This window comes from Pseudomonas sp. B33.4, assembly GCF_034555375.1.
Classification (GTDB): domain Bacteria; phylum Pseudomonadota; class Gammaproteobacteria; order Pseudomonadales; family Pseudomonadaceae; genus Aquipseudomonas.
In genome coordinates this window covers 1,418,253-1,435,688 of sequence record NZ_CP140706.1, presented here as the reverse complement: position 1 = coordinate 1,435,688, position 17,436 = coordinate 1,418,253, and the positions used below count along the sequence as shown (strand labels likewise).

The following is a 17,436-nucleotide window of genomic DNA, read 5'->3' as shown; positions in this document are numbered from 1 at the left end:
TTTCAGCTGATGCTGATGGCTCTATCGCGAGCAGGCTCACTCCTACAGTTGGAATGTGTTCCCCTGTAGGAGTGAGCCTGCTCGCGATAGCGGTTAGGCAGTCGCTACTGCAACTTCTGGCTCAACCACAGCAACCAACCCTTCCTTCATCCGCTGCGCATCGCGCACAAAACACCGCGCCGCTAGAAACAGAAACACCATCGTCAGGAACAGCGCCACCGGTATCAGGTACATCGCATCATGCAACCCGACAGCCTTGAACGCCTCGGTCATCTGCTCAGCCCCGGCCGCCGCCATCGCGGTATGCGCAAAATGATCCGACAGACCACCGACCACCACCGGCCCCAAACCACCGCCGAGCAAATACAACCCGGCAAAGAACAGCGCCATCGCCGTCGCCCGCAGGCGCGGCTCGACCACGTCTTGAATCGCCGTGTAAACGCAGGTGTAGAAGTTGTAGGCAAACAGCCAGCCGACGCTGAACACCGCGACAAATACACCAATCTCAATGCGTCCTGAATGCAGCGCCCACGCCGTGCACAAGGTCGAGATAATCAGGCTGAACGCCGCGAACAACAGCCGCCCATTGGCCACACGCTGGTGAATCTTGTCAGCAATCCAGCCACCCAGCGTCAACCCGACCAGCCCGGTCACGCCAACGATCATGCCGGTGGCCACTGCCGCTTCCTGCAACGGCATGAGGAAATAGCGCTGCAGCATCGGCACCAGAAACGAGTTGCAGGCATAGGTCGCGAAGTTGAAGCACAACCCGGCCATCACCAGCCAGAGAAAGGTCGGCACCGCCAGAATCCGCCGGATCGGCTTGTCGACTTTCTCTTGCGAGACCTGCACGGTTTCCGCCGCACCGCGCTTCGGCTCTTTGATGAAGAACATGAAAATCGCCAGGATCAGCCCCGGTACCGCCGCAATGAAGAATGGCGCACGCCAGCTATCAAAGGCCTTGACCATCGCGCCGATGGTGAAGAACGCCAGCAATAGCCCCAGCGGCAGACCGAGCATGAAAATACCCATGGCCCGCGCCCGACGGTGTGCTGGAAACAGGTCACCGATCAGCGAGTTGGCCGCTGGCGCATAACTGGCTTCGCCGATGCCAATGCCCATGCGCACGATCAGGAAACTCCAGAAACTGCCGACCAGGCCGTTAACCGCCGTCAGCGCGCTCCACGTCGCCAGGCCCCAGCCCATCAGTTTGCTGCGCGAACCGGTGTCGGCCATCCGCCCCAGCGGCAATCCGGCGATGGCGTAAACAATGGTGAAGGCGGTGCCGACGATCCCCAGTTGAAAATCGCTGAGGTGCCATTCCATACGGATCGGCTCGATAATGATCGCTGGAATGGTGCGGTCGAAGAAGTTGAACAGGTTGGCAAGGAACAGCAGGAACAGAATGCGCCAGGCATTCGCCGCTTGGGTCGAGTTCTGCATGGGTCCGTCTCTTTATTGTTATAGGGCTTCACTGCCAACGCATCCGAGCCCGGAACCTGCAATCTAGTCAGCCATGACGTAGCTGTCTGTGATCATTCGTCTGCCTGATATCTGGCCATGGCACTGTAACGAAACGTAAGCCCTTGATAACGCTTGAATCCCCCGAAAAACGGGGCTTTTGCGGCAAAACCTTGCCACAAAAAAATAGTTTCACGCCCCCCTTCCCAACGCCGTGGCGAAGCCTAGAATAGCCGCCGGATCCGTCCGGATCTCCCGATCAATCCCTTTGATACCCCCGTCCATGTCCGAAGTCAGTCCGTGTCTGAATTGCGGTGCCTGTTGTTCCCATTTCCGTGTGTCTTTTTTCTGGGGTGAGTGCGCTTCCTCCGGCGGCACCGTGCCCGATGAACTGGTCACGCAGATCAGTCCGAGCCGGGTGGCGATGAACGGCACCGACTGCAAATCGCCACGCTGCACGGCGTTGGAAGGCGAAGTCGGCAGCGAGGTGAAGTGCTCGATTTATGAGTTGCGCTCCAGCCCCTGCCGCGAATTCGAATCGTCATGGGAACACGGTGAACAGAACGTCGATTGCGACAAGGCTCGCGCGCGTTTCGGCTTGCCGCCACTGCAACCGGACTGGGCGCAAATCCCTTTCGAACAGATCGCCTGAGCCGTTAGCGCCAATCGCTATGACGCTAATGCCGAAATCATTAGCGCCAATGTGCCACTACCCCTTGCACGGCAAAAACCGCCTCTATACTCCAGTCATTCGCCTGCGTTCACCGCGCAGTCAGGACGACTTCAGAGACGGGGCATGCTATGGAGTGGCTTGGTTTGCAGTTTGTTACCGAGCTGCCGGAGAGCGGGCAGGTCATTTTAGATTGCACACATAATCCCTTGCTGGTGCTGGTCGCCTATCTGGTTGCCTGCGCCGCTAGTTTTGCCACACTCGATATGGCCGAGCGGGTTGGACACGCCGAAGATCCGCCCTCGCAACGGCTGTGGCGCTGGATCGGCGCGACCTGCCTGGCCGGCGGCATCTGGGCCATGCACTTCATCGGCATGCTGGCGTTCCAGGCGCCGATCGAGATCCACTACGACCTGCCCATCACACTGTTTTCCCTATTGATCGCCCTGCTCGCCTCGTGGCTGGCCATGCACACACTGAGCGAAGCGCAGCCGAGTCTGGTGCACTACCTGAAAACCGCCATCGTTATTGGTCTGGGCATTGCTGGCATGCATTACGTCGGCATGGCGGCGATGGAGTCGAGCGCCACCGCTTATTACCAACCGACGCTGTTCGTGCTGTCGATCGCCATCGCCATCGGCGCCAGTTTCGCCGCCCTGTGGGTGGCCGGTTATCTGCGTGAAGGCAGCGGCCTGGTCCATCAGATGCTCAAATACAGCGCCGCTCTGATCCTCGGTGCCGGCATCTTCAGCATGCACTTCACCGGGATGGCGGCGCTGAACCTGGTCTTGCCAGCAAACAGCCTGCCATCGATAGCGGCTGAAACCAGCCATCTGCAATTGGGCCTGACGGTCGCGCTGATCACTTTGCTGATCCTTGGCAGTGCGATCAGCGCGGCGCTGGCCGACAAGAAACTGCAAAACAAGGAACACGACCTGCGCCGGGTCAATGCCCTGCTTAGCCAGCTCGATCAGGCGCGCATGTCGCTGCAACAAGTGGCCAACTACGATGCCCTGACCAACTTGATCAACCGACGCGGATTCAACCAGATCTTCGCCGAAAAACTCAGCCAGAAAACCAGCGAAGGCGGCATGCTCGCGGTGATGTTTCTCGACATCGACCACTTCAAGCGGATCAACGACAGCCTCGGCCATGACGCCGGTGACGAGCTGCTCAAGGTCATCGCCCAGCACATCAAAAGCTCGGTGCGCAGCCATGAAGACGTGGTTGCGCGCTTCGGCGGCGACGAGTTCTGCATCCTCATCAGCCTGCATGACCGCGAGGAAGCCCGCAACATGGCCCAGCGCATCATGCTCAAGATGAAAGAGCCGATCGAACTGGCCGGGCGGCGGATGGTGATGACCACCAGCATCGGCATCAGCCTGTTTCCGGAAGACGGCGCCACCTGCGAGGAACTGCTCAAGCACGCCGATCTGGCGCTGTATCAATCAAAGGGCGCCGGCCGCAACGGCCTGCACTTTTTCAATTCCAACCTGAAAAACCGCGCGACCCTGGAACTACAACTCGAAGAAGAGCTGCGCCACGCCTTGCGCGAAGAAAACGGCCTGATGCTGTATTACCAGCCGATTTTCGAACTCAAGACCGGGCGGGTGACCAAACTTGAGGCGCTGATTCGCTGGCAGCACCCGCTGCATGGCTTGCTGACCCCGGACCGCTTCATTGCCATTGCCGAAAACAACGGCCTGATCGCCGAGCTGGACAACTGGGTGCTGCGTCGTGCCTGCAAGGATTTGGGAGAGTTGTCGCGGCATGGCTGCGAAGAACTGAAAATCGCCTGGAACTGCTCACCGCTCAACCTCGCCCGGGAAGAACTGGCCATCGAAATCGAAGGTGCGTTGCGCACCGCCGGGGTCGCACCGGAACGCCTGGAACTGGAAGTCACCGAAAATGCGCTGATGGGCAACATCGCCAATACCCTGGTGCTGCTCCGGCAGATCCGTGCCCTCGGTGTATCACTGTCGATTGATGATTTCGGCACCGGCTATTCTTCGCTGGCTTATCTCAAGCGCCTGCCTCTGAACACGCTGAAGATCGACCGTTCGTTCATCCTCGACATCCCCACGGCCACGGCGGACATGGAGATCGTCCAGGCGATCATCGTCATGGCGCACACCCTGCATTTGCAGGTGGTCACCGAAGGCGTGGAAAGCCTGGAGCAGTACGAATTTCTTGAACGCTCGGGCTGTGATTTCATTCAGGGCTACCTGCTCAGCCGACCCGTGCCGCTGGACGAGCTGCGCCCGGTGCTGGAAGAAATCAATCAGCGCAAACATTCACATGCGGTCAATCCGTTGATTCTTGCGCGCGGTACATTTGCACCAGTGTCGCTGGATCCTGCGCCAAAAAGCCCTGCGCCCCATGCAGGCGCATCAGTTGTGCGGCCAATCCGCTGATCGGTGTCGCCGAACCCTGTTCGCGGGAGAATTTGACAGCGGTGTCGAGATCCTTGAGCAAGGTGCGCACGTGCCACTTGATCGGTTCGAAACGGCTTTCGGCCATTTGCGGCGCCAGAATCTGCAACGGTTTCGAATCGGCGAAACCGCCGGCCAACGCTTCGGCGATCAGGCTGGCATCGACGCCGGCCTGCTCGGCCAGCGCCACCACTTCGGCGATCACCAGCGCATTGCAGGCAACGATCATCTGGTTGCAGGCCTTGGTCACTTGCCCCGCGCCGATGCCGCCCATGTGCGTGACCCGCTGACCGAGATTGAGCAGCACCGGGCGCACGCGTTCAAGGTCCGCGGCCTCGCCGCCGACCATGATTGCCAGACTTCCCGCCTCGGCGCCGACCACGCCGCCGGACACCGGAGAATCCAGCCAGGCCATGCCGCTTTTCTCGGCCAGTTGCGCCGCCATCTCGCGCGTGGCGGTCGGTTCGAGGCTGGAAAAGTCCACCAGCAACTGGGCACTTTTCGCACCCTCGGCGATACCGCCGTCGCCAAATACCACCTCACGCACCACCGCCGTATCGGCCAGGCATAACATCACGATGTCCGCGTGTTCGCACAAGTCGGCGGGACTCGCCACCTGCCGGGCACCGGCTTCGACCAGTGGCGCGCACTTGGCCGGGTTGCGGTTCCACACCGTCAGCGGGTAACCCGCCGCCAACAGACGCCGGCACATGGGCAGGCCCATCAGACCGATTCCGGCGAACCCCAACGAAGGTAGCGTTGACATCATTTTGCCTCTTTTCGATTAAAGATCGCCGAATAATGGCCGATTCATCAACGATCAGGAAAGGATTCCCCCCAGCGACAGTCAGGCCAAATCCCTGACGCTCGGGCTCAATTCGCGCAAATAAAGACGCGAGATCTTATTCCGTGAGGTTCGCAGGCAACTGGCCCGCGAGCCAACCCAGTCCAGGTATATGGCGCACAATGACTTCTAAAAACAATCCCGCCACTGCGGTATCCGATCTGACTTTGAGCCATGCAGCCAACAGCCCCTCATCGTCGAAGCCATTGGCCCCGTCGCGCCCGCTGTCGACTCAGCAATACCTGTACTTCACCGAAACCAATACCGACCGCATCCTCGACAACCTCGACGGCCTGCGTGATCTGGTGTTCCCGCGCCCGCCGCATCTGGAAGGCGACAACGAGCAGCACAACGATCAGGAATTCCCCTCGGTGTGCCTGATCGGCCTCGGTCGCTGCGGCTCGAACATCGCCCTCGATGTCGCGGAGCTGGTGTACAACGCACGCAAGTTCTACCTCAACGAATTCAACAACGAAGACCGTGCGGCAGATCGCCGACTGGCCGACAAGGGCTACAGCCCGGCGCAGTGGATCAAGAACAACCTGCGCATCGGCCCGAACAAATCGACCAAACCGGTGTTTCTGGTCGAACCGCTGGTGATGCTCGGCGACCTCGACAAGGACATCGCCGGGCGCATCCGTTTCTCGCGCAAAGGCGAGAAAAGCGGCTTCCTGCGCGACTACAGCAAAATGAAGATCATGGACTTGTCCGAAGTCCACGCCGGCGGCGCCGGTAACGCGCCGATCCTCGGCCAGTACCTGGCGAAGATCATCCTCAACAAGGACACCCAGCGCTTCTCCAGCCCTGACTGGAAAATGATTCACTCGTACCTGATCGACAGCTGCGGCATCAAGGCCAACCAGTCGCGCCTGTACTTCTCGATCTTCAGTGCCGGCGGCGGTACCGGTTCCGGCATGGCGTCGGAATTCGGTCTGGCCCAGCAGCACTCGTACATGAACAAGACGTTCGACACCAAGCCGATGGACGAGCATGACGGCAAGAGCGGTCATTCGTTCGTCTTCGAACCGATCTTCACCAGCGGTATCTGCGTGTTGCCGAACATTTCCGATCACCGCAGCGAAATGTCCGAGGCGCTGCACATCAACGCCGGACGTCTGCTTTGCAAATACCTCTCGGAAGAATGGGATTTCTCCTACAACTTCGCCAACGAAGACAGCAGCGAAGCCAGCGTCATGGGCCGTATCCGCCCATGGAACGCAATGATGCTGATCTCCAACGACATCATGCGTTACGCCGAAGAGAGCGATGACGGCAACATCCAGAACATTGATGTCAATGCCATGGAAAAGCACGCCAACCAGTACATCTCGCAGCAGATCTTCAACATTCTGACGGCGCAGGCGGTAACGACGGACTACGATCAGAACTATTTCCGCCGCGCCGGCATCGACATCGGTGAGACCATTCGCCTGGATGCCAACGATCTGTTCATGAGTCTGGCCGGCCCGGTGGCAATTGCCTACGCCGAATCAGTGGTGCCGGAAACCCCGCCGCCGAGCAGCGACAAATTCAAGGTGTTCGACAAAGAGCCACAGCGTCTGAACATCGATGACCTGTTCTTCCGCTCGATCGACCTGCCGCACTTCAACAAAGTGACGCAGGCGATCGAAGGCATCAGCCTGTTGCCGATCGAATCCAAGCGTTATCGCGCTTCGCTGGAGCAGTACAAGAACTCCGGCTACGACGCCGCCGCCCTGCACGACCTGCACTTCTTCAAGAACTGCTCGTCGGTGGTGTCGATTGTCTCGCTGCCGAAAGACTACAAACTGTCGTACATGGACCTGAACCGGTTGAAGACTCACCTCAACAGCCTGTTCCCCAACACTACGCTCAAACGTTATGCGCTGGTGATCGGCGCTTCGGCCAACCTGTCGCTGACAACCCTGATCGCCAAGAGCCCGTGCCTGTCGGACGACTTCCTGACTTTGATCGTGGCGTTCATCAAGCGCTGCTTCGCGAAGAACCCGTACCGTTTCGACGAGACCCTGGACAACTCGATCCTTGATTTCATCATCAACGAAGAATTCGACGAAGACCGCATCGACGACCTGCTTAACGAATTCGAGAACCCGGCGAAGATCCTCGACACCAACTGGTACGCGATCAAGCCGATGTATGAGAAGAAATACCGCGAGCTGATCAACGACAAAGAGAAGTTTGTCTCGATCAATGACATTCGTTTGTCGCGTGATTGCGTGAAGAAGTCGATCAAGTATCTGCGAGAGATTTATCGTCACCGGATTGGCAAGACCAAGGTTATTTCGCTGAATAACCATACCGGGAAGTCGTTCTCGGTCTGACGCCTGACCGAGTCGCTCCAATCGCTGGCAAGCCAGCTCCCACAAGGTCCGGGTGAACACAAATTTTGTGAACAACACCAAAACTGTGGGAGCTGGCTTGCCAGCGATGAGGCCCTGAAACTCACTGAAGATTTCAGCCTTTCCAATATCCAGAAACAATTAAGCAGCCGTTAGGCTGCTTACTAAACTGTTCCCGTTACGTTTACGTCACCGTGAGGCCACCGTCGCTTGTGGTGTTTCTCTACGGCAACGTGCCATCACGCTACTCCGCTACACACTTTTCGCTGACGACAGGTCGCACCATCAAGGTGCAGCATCAGCTGCGCCTGCCCTTTCCTGGATCAGAATCCACGGCGAAACCACCACCGCCCAGAGCTGCGGATCGCGTTCGAAAAGATCCAGCGCCCGCGTCTCAGACAGCTTGGCGACTTTGTCTTCAGCCAGCCAGGCAGCCACTTTCTCGCCCTCATCCGACGCCACGGCCTCGGCGGCAGCGATCAAATCAAGGCTCGGGTCGACCCACAATAGGGCACCCTTGGCGAAGAACGGCTCCAACTCTTTCCAGGTAATAGATGCGGTTTCACCAAGCAGCTTGGCATAGAGGGTGCTAGGTTCTTGATTCATGGGTGCTGTCCGGAAAAGAAATCGACGCGAATAATAACGTTGGTGGTCCGCCAGCAAAACCCGGTTGCAAATGGCTGTACCGAACGAAAAGAGCAGGAACGCCAAGGAATGCTGCTGATTGGGATATATGCCCACGAACGCCCCGCCGCAATTCTGTCTTTTTCATTCAAAAATGCGACACCCCCAAGTTTTGCCCCTCGGCGCCCGCTTCCCAGGCTGACAACCGGCGCTCTACACTGTACCGGTACAGTTGCCGGGGGCATTTCCGGAGGGTATCGCAAAGATATCTGACCCGGTTCTGCTGCTACGGCGCCAGAACTCAAAAAAATTACAACAGTAAGAGTGGAGCACTATGACTAAGGCTACTAAGCAGATTTCCAAACTGTTTGCCGCTATGGTTCTGGCCGGGGTTGCCAGCCATTCGTTCGCAGCTGACACCATCAAAATCGGTATCGCCGGTCCTAAAACCGGTCCAGTAGCCCAGTACGGCGACATGCAGTTCAGCGGCGCGAAAATGGCCATTGAGCAAATCAACGCCAAGGGCGGCGTCGACGGCAAGAAACTCGAAGCCGTTGAATACGACGATGCCTGCGATCCGAAACAAGCGGTAGCGGTCGCGAACAAGGTCGTCAACGACGGCGTCAAGTTCGTCGTCGGTCACCTGTGCTCCAGCTCCACTCAACCGGCTTCGGACATCTACGAAGACGAAGGCGTGATCATGATCACCCCGGCTGCCACCAGCCCGGACATCACTGCCCGTGGTTACAAAATGGTCTTCCGCACCATCGGTCTGGACAGCGCCCAGGGCCCTGCCGCCGGTAACTACATTGCCGATCACGTGAAACCGAAAATCGTTGCCGTCCTGCACGACAAGCAACAATACGGTGAAGGCATCGCCACCGCCGTTAAAGCGACCCTCGAGAAGAAAGGCACCAAGGTTGCCGTGTTCGAAGGCGTCAACGCCGGCGACAAGGACTTCTCCTCGATCATCGCCAAACTCAAGCAAGCCAACGTCGACTTCGTTTACTACGGCGGCTACCACCCGGAGCTGGGCCTGATCCTGCGTCAGTCGGCCGAAAAAGGCCTGAAAGCCAAGTTCATGGGTCCGGAAGGCGTGGGTAACGACTCCATTTCGCAGATCGCCAAAGACGCTTCCGAAGGTCTGCTGGTAACCCTGCCGAAATCCTTCGACCAGGATCCGGCCAACATCGCCCTGGCGGATGCATTCAAGGCGAAGAAAGAAGATCCGAGCGGCCCGTTCGTGTTCCCTTCCTACTCGGCGGTTGAAGTGATTGCCGGCGGTATCACTGCGGCCAAATCCGAAGACCCTGCCAAAGTGGCCGAAGCCATTCACGCTGGCACCTTCAAAACCCCGACTGGCGACCTGAGCTTCGACGCCAAGGGCGACCTGAAGGACTTCAAATTTGTGGTTTACGAGTGGCACTTCGGCAAACCGAAAACTGAAGTTTCGCCTCAGTAAGGCGCTGCCTGACTGACTGCCAATAAAGCCCACGGCGTGCCGTGGGCTTTGTTTTACGAATGTATGGGCCGCGCTGGCGTGATCCGCCAGTCTCCCCACCTGAAAATCTCAAAACCGTCATCAGCGGTTCGCTGGCAAAACCCGGATTCGAAGTGGATAAAGATCCACGGGGCCGGGCGGGAAAATGACTCCACCAGTGAAATGCGTATCAGGTTTTTAGGAGCGTTGTAATGCCTGACCTCTATCACTTCTTCCAGCAGCTGGTTAATGGTCTGACCATTGGCAGCACGTATGCCCTGATTGCCATCGGCTATACGATGGTTTACGGCATCATTGGAATGATCAACTTCGCCCATGGCGAGGTGTACATGATCGGTTCCTACGTGGCGTTCATCGCCATCGCCGGGCTGGCCATGATGGGAATCGACAACGTCCCGCTGTTGATGACCGCAGCCTTCATTGCGAGCATCGTTGTCACCAGTTCGTACGGTTACAGCATAGAACGGATCGCCTACCGCCCCCTGCGCGGCAGCAACCGTCTGATCCCGCTGATCTCCGCCATCGGCATGTCGATCTTCCTGCAGAACACAGTTCTGCTGGCGCAAGACTCCAAGGACAAATCCATCCCCAACCTGATCCCCGGGAACATTTCCTTCGGGCCAGGTGGCGCACATGAAGTGCTGATTTCCTACATGCAAATCGTGGTGTTCGTGGTGACTTTGATCGCCATGCTCGGCCTGACGCTGTTCATCTCCCGCTCTCGCCTGGGCCGCGCCTGCCGCGCCTGCGCCGAAGACATCAAGATGGCCAACCTGCTCGGCATCAACACCAACAACATCATCGCCCTGACCTTCGTCATTGGTGCTGCGCTGGCGGCCATCGCGGCCGTACTGCTAAGCATGCAATACGGCGTGATCAACCCGAACGCCGGTTTCCTCGTCGGCCTCAAAGCCTTCACCGCTGCGGTACTCGGCGGCATCGGCAGCATCCCCGGCGCCATGCTCGGCGGGTTGGTGCTGGGGGTGGCAGAAGCGTTTGGTGCCGATATCTTCGGCGACCAGTACAAGGACGTCGTGGCTTTCGGCTTGTTGGTTCTGGTGCTGTTGTTCCGTCCGACCGGCATTCTGGGCCGTCCGGAGGTTGAGAAAGTATGACTAGAAATCTTAAACAGGCGCTGTTCAGTGCGCTCTTGGTTTGGGCAGTTGCGTATCCTGTGCTCGGACTGAAACTGACCATCGTCGGCATCAACCTCGAAGTGCACAACACCAGCCCGATGATTCTGGCGACCATCGCCATCTGCTCGGTGCTGATGTTCCTGCGGGTGCTGTTCAACCAGCAGATCAGCAAGGCGTGGAAATCCTCGCCGGGCCTGCCGTTGATCCCGGCCAAGGCCAGCAACTTCCTGACCCTGCCGACCACGCAACGCTACTTCATCATTGCGCTGATCATCGGTGCACTGGTGTGGCCGTTCTTCGGCTCGCGTGGTGCGGTGGACATCGCAACCCTGATCCTGATCTACGTGATGCTTGGCCTCGGGCTGAACATCGTCGTCGGTCTGGCCGGTCTGCTCGACCTCGGTTACGTCGGCTTCTACGCCGTCGGCGCCTACAGCTACGCGCTGCTGTCGCACTACTACGGCTTGAGCTTCTGGATCTGCCTGCCGATTGCCGGCCTGATGGCGGCGACGTTCGGCTTCCTGCTGGGCTTCCCGGTGCTGCGTTTGCGCGGTGACTATCTGGCGATCGTGACCCTTGGTTTCGGCGAGATCATCCGTCTGTTCCTGCGTAACCTGACCGACATCACTGGCGGTCCGAACGGCATCAGCAACATCGAGAAACCGACGTTCTTCGGCCTGACTTTCGAACGTAAAGCAGCGGAAGGCATGCAGACCTTTCACGAATACTTCGGCCTCGAATACAACTCGATCAACAAGGTGATTTTCCTCTACCTCGTTGCCCTGTTGCTGGCGCTGGCGGCGCTGTTCGTCATCAACCGCCTGCTGCGCATGCCGATCGGCCGCGCGTGGGAAGCGCTGCGTGAGGATGAGATCGCCTGCCGTGCATTGGGTCTGAATCCGACGATCATCAAGTTGTCCGCGTTCACTCTCGGTGCTGCGTTCGCCGGTTTCGCCGGTAGCTTCTTCGCTGCCCGTCAGGGTCTGGTGACCCCGGAGTCGTTCACCTTCATCGAGTCGGCGATCATCCTCGCCATCGTCGTATTGGGTGGCATGGGCTCGCAGTTGGGCGTGATTCTGGCCGCTGTGGTAATGATCCTGCTGCCGGAAATGATGCGTGAGTTCAGCGAGTACCGCATGTTGATGTTCGGTGCGCTGATGGTGTTGATGATGATCTGGCGTCCACAAGGTCTGCTGCCGATGCAACGCCCACACATGGAGTTGCGAAAATGAGCCGCGAGATCCTTAAAGTCGAAAACCTGAGCATGCGCTTCGGCGGCTTGCTGGCGGTCAACGGCGTGGCCCTGACCGTCAAAGAGAAACAGGTGGTGGCACTGATCGGGCCCAACGGCGCCGGCAAGACCACCGTGTTCAACTGCCTGACCGGTTTCTATCAGCCAACCGGCGGTAGCATCCTTTTGGACGGCGAGCCGATTCAAGGCCTGCCGGGCCACAAGATCGCCCTCAAAGGCGTTGTGCGGACCTTCCAGAACGTGCGCCTGTTCAAGGACATGACGGCGGTCGAGAACCTGTTGATCGCCCAGCACCGTCACCTGAACACCAACTTCCTGGCCGGCCTGTTCAAGACCCCGGCGTTCCGCAAAAGCGAGCGCGAGGCCATGGAGTTTGCCGAGTACTGGCTGGAAAAGGTCAACCTCAAAGAGTTCGCCAACCGTACCGCCGGCACCCTGGCTTACGGTCAGCAACGACGTCTGGAAATCGCTCGCTGCATGATGACCCGTCCACGGATCCTCATGCTCGACGAACCGGCCGCCGGCCTGAACCCGAAAGAAACCGAAGACCTCAAGGCGCTGATCGGCGTGCTGCGTGAAGAGCACAACGTCACCGTGCTGTTGATCGAACACGACATGAAACTGGTCATGAGCATTTCCGACCACATCGTCGTGATCAACCAGGGCACGCCTCTGGCTGACGGCACGCCGGAACAGATCCGCGACAATCCTGAAGTGATCAAAGCCTACCTGGGGGAAGCGTAAATGCTGCAGTTCGAAAACGTTTCCACCTTCTACGGCAAGATCCAGGCCCTGCACAGCGTCAACGTCGAAGTCCGTCAGGGCGAGATCGTGACCCTGATCGGCGCCAACGGTGCCGGCAAGTCCACGCTGCTGATGACGCTCTGCGGTTCGCCGCAGGCGCACAGCGGCAGCATCCGTTACATGGGTGAGGAACTGGTCGGCCAGGACTCGTCGCAGATCATGCGCAAGAGCATCGCCGTGGTGCCGGAAGGTCGTCGGGTGTTTGCCCGTCTGACCGTTGAAGAAAACCTGTCCATGGGCGGTTTCTTCACCGACAAGGGCGACTATCAGGAGCAAATGGACAAGGTCCTCGGCCTGTTCCCGCGCCTGAAAGAACGCTTCAACCAGCGCGGCGGCACCATGTCCGGCGGCGAACAGCAAATGCTCGCCATCGGCCGTGCGCTGATGAGCAAGCCGAAACTGCTGCTGCTCGACGAGCCGTCGCTGGGCCTGGCACCGATCATCATCCAGCAGATCTTCGACATCATCGAACAACTGCGCAAGGACGGTGTGACGGTGTTCCTGGTCGAGCAGAATGCCAACCAGGCGCTGAAAATCGCTGACCGCGCGTACGTTCTGGAGAACGGTCGTGTGGTCATGCAAGGCACCGGTGAAGCATTGTTGACCGACCCGAAAGTACGCGAGGCGTACCTCGGCGGTTGATGTATTTCAGCCACAAAAAACGGCCTTCGGGCCGTTTTTTTGTGCCTGCACGATTTTCAGATTCTCCAAAAATCCCTTGTAGGAGTGAGCCTGCTCGCGATGGCGTCGTGTCATTCAACATCGCCGGTATCTGACATGACGCCATCGCGAGCAGGCTCACTCCTACAGGGTTTTGCGTTTTTCCAAAAAGATTTTTAGCGGGCTGTAACGCAACGCCACCTCGTTTCTCTAGTGGGGTAAGCAAGCGCATAACGCTTGTAAAAACCCTGAACAAGACTGGAGAAACATCATGACTGCTACCACTCGCACCCTGTCCGCCACTGCCTTGGTTCTGGCCCTCGGTTCTGCCCTGAGCATGACCGCTGTATCGACCGTCCACGCTGCTGACGCCGACATGGAAAAATGCTTCGGCGTGGCCATGAAAGGCAAGAACGACTGCGCCGCAGGTGCAGGCACTACCTGTGCCGGCACCGCAAAAATGGACTATCAGGCCAACGCCTGGAAACTCGTTCCTAAAGGCACCTGCGCTACCACTGAAAGCAAAACCTCGCCGACCGGTTTCGGTCAGATGGATGCCTTCAAAGCCAAGTCCTGATCTGCGAACTGCCTGAGTGACGATCATGCTCACTATCAATGACCATGCCCAATCCCGCACTCAGGCAGCCCGCACCGGGCTCCCGCCCCGTGCCGGACTGGGGCTCAAGACCGGGCACTTTCGTGAAGTGCTCGGTTCATCACCGGACATCGGCTTCTTCGAAGTCCACGCCGAAAACTACATGGTCGACGGCGGTCCGTTTCATCATTTTCTCGGTTTGATCCGCGAGCAGTATCCGCTGTCGCTGCACGGTGTCGGCTTGTCCATCGGTGCCGAAGGACCTCTGGATAAACCACATCTTCAGCGTCTTGCCGAACTGATTCGACGCTATCAACCGCAATCCTTTTCCGAACATCTGGCCTGGTCGAGCCATGGCCCGATGTTTCTCAATGACCTGCTGCCGCTGGCCTATGACACGGCGACGCTGATCCGCGTCTGCGAACATATCGATCTGGTACAGAGCACGCTTCAACGGCCGATGCTGCTGGAGAATCCTGCGACTTATCTGGCGTTCGAGCGTTCGACGATCGATGAGGCGGAGTTCATCGCCGAGGTCATCCGCCGCAGCGGTTGTGGTCTGTTGCTGGACATCAACAATGTCTACGTTTCCTGCGTGAACCATCAGCGTGATCCGCTGGCCTATCTCGATGCCCTGCCCTTGCACAGGGTTGGCGAGATTCATCTGGCCGGGTTTGCCGAAGATTGCGACAGCCTCGGCGACCGTTTGCTGATCGATGATCACGGCGCGCCGATCGATCAAGCCGTCTGGGCTTTGTACCGGCAAGTGCTGCAGCGTGTTGGCCCGGTAGCAACGTTGATCGAACGCGACAATCAAGTGCCAGCATTCGAGGTGCTACTGGCGGAAGCTCAGCAAGCTGATGCGCTTTTGCTGGATGCCGGAGCACGCACATGAGCACTCAACGCGCTTTCGCTGCAGCGCTCATCGACACGCGGCTGCCTTGCCCCGAAGGCCTGTGCAGTGCCAACGGCGCTGATCCGGCGAGCCGTTTCGCGGTGTATCGCAATAACGTGCAAGGTTCGCTGATCAATGCGTTGGGCGACAGCTATCCGGTGGTTGCGCAATTGGTGGGCGACGAATTTTTCCGTGCCATGGCGGCCGTTTTCGTACAGCAGGAACCGCCGCAAAGTCCGTTGATGAGTTGCTACGGCGAAGCGTTCGCGGACTTCATTGCAGCGTTTGAACCAGCCGGTAGCGTGCCTTATCTGGCAGACGTGGCACGCCTTGAGCACCTGCGCACCCTCGCCTATCACGCAGCCGACGCCCTGCCCGTCCGGCCAGAAGAAATCACAGCAGCGCTGACTGATGCGCAAACGCTGAGTGAACTGCGCCTTGACCTTCATCCCTCCCTGCACCTGCTCGACTCAGCCTTTGCCGTGGTTGCGATCTGGGGCGCACATCAGCACGACTCGACGCTGGAGGGAATCGACGTCAACCAAAGGCAACACGCCATGGTGTTGCGCAATGGCCTGGACGTCGAAGTGTTTGCCCTCGACCCCGGTGCCAGCAGGTTTATCCGCAACCTGATCGATGGCCAGCCACTGCTGGCAGCGGCTGAAAACAGCCCTGAGTTCGATCTCACGCAAACCCTCGGCTTGCTGATCGCGCGCAACGCCATTACCCACTTGAGTAACAAGGAACTGCCATGAAAACGCTCATCACCCGCGCCATCGCGCTGCTGGAAAAAATCCCTCACAGTCTGATCGCATTCATTGCACGTTTCTCGATCGCCGCGGTTTTCTGGAAGTCCGGGCAGACCAAGGTTGAAGGCCTGGCCATCGACCTGATCGACGGCACCTTTCAACTCGGCTGGCCACGGCTGGCCGACTCGACCATCCCGTTGTTCAAGAGCGAATACCACGTACCGCTGCTGTCGCCAGAGATTGCCGCGCACATGGCGGCGTTCGCCGAACACTTTTTTCCACTGCTGATCCTGATCGGCTTCGCTACGCGGTTTTCGGCGCTGGCGTTGTTGGGCATGACCCTGACCATTCAGTTTTTTGTCTATCCGGATGCTTATCCAACCCACGGCACCTGGGCGGCGGTGTTGCTGTACTTGATGACGACGGGGCCGGGCAAGTTGTCGATTGATCATTTGATTGCCCGCCGCTTCGCAAAATAAACACAAGCTTTGTGGGAGGATGTCAGCGCTGGAGGCGGTCCAGCGCTTCGCCACTGCGCTTGAACCAGCCGATCAAATAGTCCGCCAGCACCTGCGTGCGTTTCGGCAAGCCGCCCTGATACGGATGCACCAGGTACATCGGCATGCGCCGGGTCTGAAAATCGCGCAGGAGCCAGCGCAATCGGCCGTCAGCCAATTCCGCTTGCAGTAAATAGGAGGGCAATCGCGCGATACCAGCGCCGCTGAGCGCGGCTTTCTTGAGCAGGTTGTAATGGTTGCTGGCAAACGGTCCTGACACGCGAACCCGCAGCAATTCATGCTGCTGGTGATACAGCCATTCCTCGCGCCCGCTGTAATGGCTGTTGAGCAAACAGCGATGTTCGGCCAGTGCTTGCGGTGTCAGCGGTTCACCGAAACGCTCGAGATAAGCCGGGCTGGCGCAGGTCATTTCCTGCCAGGCCAGCAACGGTTTGGCCACCAGTCGCTGGTCATTGGCCACCTCGCTGCGGATCGCCAGATCAAAGCCGTCCCGGGACAGATCGCGATAACTGTTGTTCAGCTCCAGTTCGATCTGCACCTCGGGATACTTCTGCGAGAACTCCAGCAACAAGCCATCGAAGAAGGTTTCCCCCAGCGATACCGGAACCGTCATACGCACGGGCCCGGCCATGTCGTCCTTCAATCGCGCCAATGCCTGACGCGCTTTTTCGACCTGGACTACAAGCGCCTGCGCCTGCGGCAATAACGCAGCGCCCGCCGCCGTCAGGCTCAGGCGTCGAGTGGTGCGTTGCAGCAACACCACGGAAAACTGCGCTTCGAGTTGGCTGATGCGCTTGGACAACTGCCCCTTACTGCAGCCCAATTGCTGCGCCGCCAAGGTGAAACTGCCGGCTTCAATCAGCACGGCGAACGCCGCCAGATCATCCATTTCACTCATGGATTGTTTCCATTTGAAAACCAAAGGTTGCCTATTAGTGCGCTTATCCGCAGAAAAA

16 protein-coding genes are annotated in these 17,436 nt (G+C 58.5%); 12 read left to right on the top strand and 4 right to left on the bottom strand.

The genetic code is table 11. From position 1 onward, the window contains the following. Nucleotides 1-93: 93 nt before the first annotated feature. Nucleotides 94-1,443 carry an MFS transporter gene (locus tag U6037_RS06350; RefSeq protein ID WP_322846159.1) on the bottom strand — a complete coding sequence of 450 codons (1,350 nt, stop codon included), beginning with the start codon at nucleotides 1,441-1,443 and terminating at the stop codon, nucleotides 94-96. Nucleotides 1,444-1,744: 301 nt separating this feature from the next. Here U6037_RS06350 and U6037_RS06345 point away from each other — a divergent pair, with 301 nt between their 5' ends. Both U6037_RS06345 and U6037_RS06340 read left to right on the top strand, forming a co-directional pair. Beyond that, on the top strand, nucleotides 1,745-2,113 hold the full coding sequence (locus tag U6037_RS06345) for a YkgJ family cysteine cluster protein (protein WP_282358523.1): 369 nt from the start codon (nucleotides 1,745-1,747) through the stop codon (nucleotides 2,111-2,113). A gap of 149 nt (nucleotides 2,114-2,262) precedes the next feature. Next, a complete protein-coding gene (locus tag U6037_RS06340) occupies nucleotides 2,263-4,545 on the top strand; it encodes a bifunctional diguanylate cyclase/phosphodiesterase (RefSeq protein WP_322846158.1) in 2,283 nt (760 codons plus the stop codon). Here the strand turns inward: U6037_RS06340 and U6037_RS06335 are convergent. After that, the gene (locus U6037_RS06335; protein ID WP_322846157.1) at nucleotides 4,436-5,332 is read right to left on the bottom strand and encodes an NAD(P)-dependent oxidoreductase; all 897 of its coding nucleotides are present in this window, start codon (nucleotides 5,330-5,332) and stop codon (nucleotides 4,436-4,438) included. The genes U6037_RS06340 and U6037_RS06335 overlap by 110 nt on opposite strands. A 197-nt stretch (nucleotides 5,333-5,529) precedes the next feature. On the opposite strand from U6037_RS06335, the gene U6037_RS06330 reads away from it, so the two are divergent. Next, nucleotides 5,530-7,728, top strand: a complete 2,199-nt coding sequence (locus U6037_RS06330; RefSeq protein ID WP_322846156.1) for a hypothetical protein — start codon at nucleotides 5,530-5,532, stop codon at nucleotides 7,726-7,728. 303 nt (nucleotides 7,729-8,031) lie between these two features. Here U6037_RS06330 and U6037_RS06325 read toward each other — a convergent pair whose 3' ends face one another. Then, a complete protein-coding gene (locus U6037_RS06325) occupies nucleotides 8,032-8,352 on the bottom strand; it encodes a DUF2288 domain-containing protein (RefSeq protein WP_322846155.1) in 321 nt (106 codons plus the stop codon). A gap of 352 nt (nucleotides 8,353-8,704) precedes the next feature. Here U6037_RS06325 and U6037_RS06320 point away from each other — a divergent pair, with 352 nt between their 5' ends. From U6037_RS06320 to U6037_RS06280, 9 genes are all read left to right on the top strand, one after another. After that, complete coding sequence (locus U6037_RS06320; protein ID WP_034154998.1) at nucleotides 8,705-9,832, top strand: branched-chain amino acid ABC transporter substrate-binding protein; 1,128 nt, start codon at nucleotides 8,705-8,707, stop codon at nucleotides 9,830-9,832. Nucleotides 9,833-10,062: 230 nt separating this feature from the next. After that, nucleotides 10,063-10,986 carry a high-affinity branched-chain amino acid ABC transporter permease LivH gene (livH, locus tag U6037_RS06315; RefSeq protein WP_008082254.1) on the top strand — a complete coding sequence of 308 codons (924 nt, stop codon included), beginning with the start codon at nucleotides 10,063-10,065 and terminating at the stop codon, nucleotides 10,984-10,986. After that, the gene (locus U6037_RS06310) at nucleotides 10,983-12,239 is read left to right on the top strand and encodes a high-affinity branched-chain amino acid ABC transporter permease LivM (protein WP_322846154.1); all 1,257 of its coding nucleotides are present in this window, start codon (nucleotides 10,983-10,985) and stop codon (nucleotides 12,237-12,239) included. The genes livH and U6037_RS06310 overlap by 4 nt, the downstream gene beginning before the upstream one ends. Further along, nucleotides 12,236-13,003 (top strand): high-affinity branched-chain amino acid ABC transporter ATP-binding protein LivG, encoded by a 768-nt coding sequence (livG, locus tag U6037_RS06305; protein WP_041478028.1) that lies wholly within the window; start codon nucleotides 12,236-12,238, stop codon nucleotides 13,001-13,003. Before U6037_RS06310 ends, livG begins: the two co-directional genes overlap by 4 nt. Next, nucleotides 13,004-13,705 (top strand): ABC transporter ATP-binding protein, encoded by a 702-nt coding sequence (locus tag U6037_RS06300; protein ID WP_003222380.1) that lies wholly within the window; start codon nucleotides 13,004-13,006, stop codon nucleotides 13,703-13,705. A 289-nt stretch (nucleotides 13,706-13,994) separates the two neighbouring features. After that, nucleotides 13,995-14,300 carry a DUF2282 domain-containing protein gene (locus U6037_RS06295; protein WP_322846153.1) on the top strand — a complete coding sequence of 102 codons (306 nt, stop codon included), beginning with the start codon at nucleotides 13,995-13,997 and terminating at the stop codon, nucleotides 14,298-14,300. 25 nt (nucleotides 14,301-14,325) lie between these two features. Further along, nucleotides 14,326-15,213 (top strand): DUF692 domain-containing protein, encoded by an 888-nt coding sequence (locus tag U6037_RS06290; protein WP_322846152.1) that lies wholly within the window; start codon nucleotides 14,326-14,328, stop codon nucleotides 15,211-15,213. Then, nucleotides 15,210-15,968: a DNA-binding domain-containing protein gene (locus U6037_RS06285; protein ID WP_322846151.1), complete on the top strand. Its 759-nt coding sequence runs from the start codon at nucleotides 15,210-15,212 to the stop codon at nucleotides 15,966-15,968. The genes U6037_RS06290 and U6037_RS06285 overlap by 4 nt, the downstream gene beginning before the upstream one ends. Continuing rightward, nucleotides 15,965-16,441, top strand: a complete 477-nt coding sequence (locus U6037_RS06280) for a DoxX family protein (protein ID WP_322846150.1) — start codon at nucleotides 15,965-15,967, stop codon at nucleotides 16,439-16,441. Before U6037_RS06285 ends, U6037_RS06280 begins: the two co-directional genes overlap by 4 nt. Before the next feature lie 22 nt (nucleotides 16,442-16,463). On the opposite strand, the gene U6037_RS06275 is transcribed toward U6037_RS06280, so the two are convergent. Next, entirely contained in the window at nucleotides 16,464-17,378 is a 915-nt protein-coding gene (locus tag U6037_RS06275) for a LysR family transcriptional regulator (RefSeq protein WP_322846149.1), read from the bottom strand. Nucleotides 17,379-17,436: the final 58 nt, after the last annotated feature.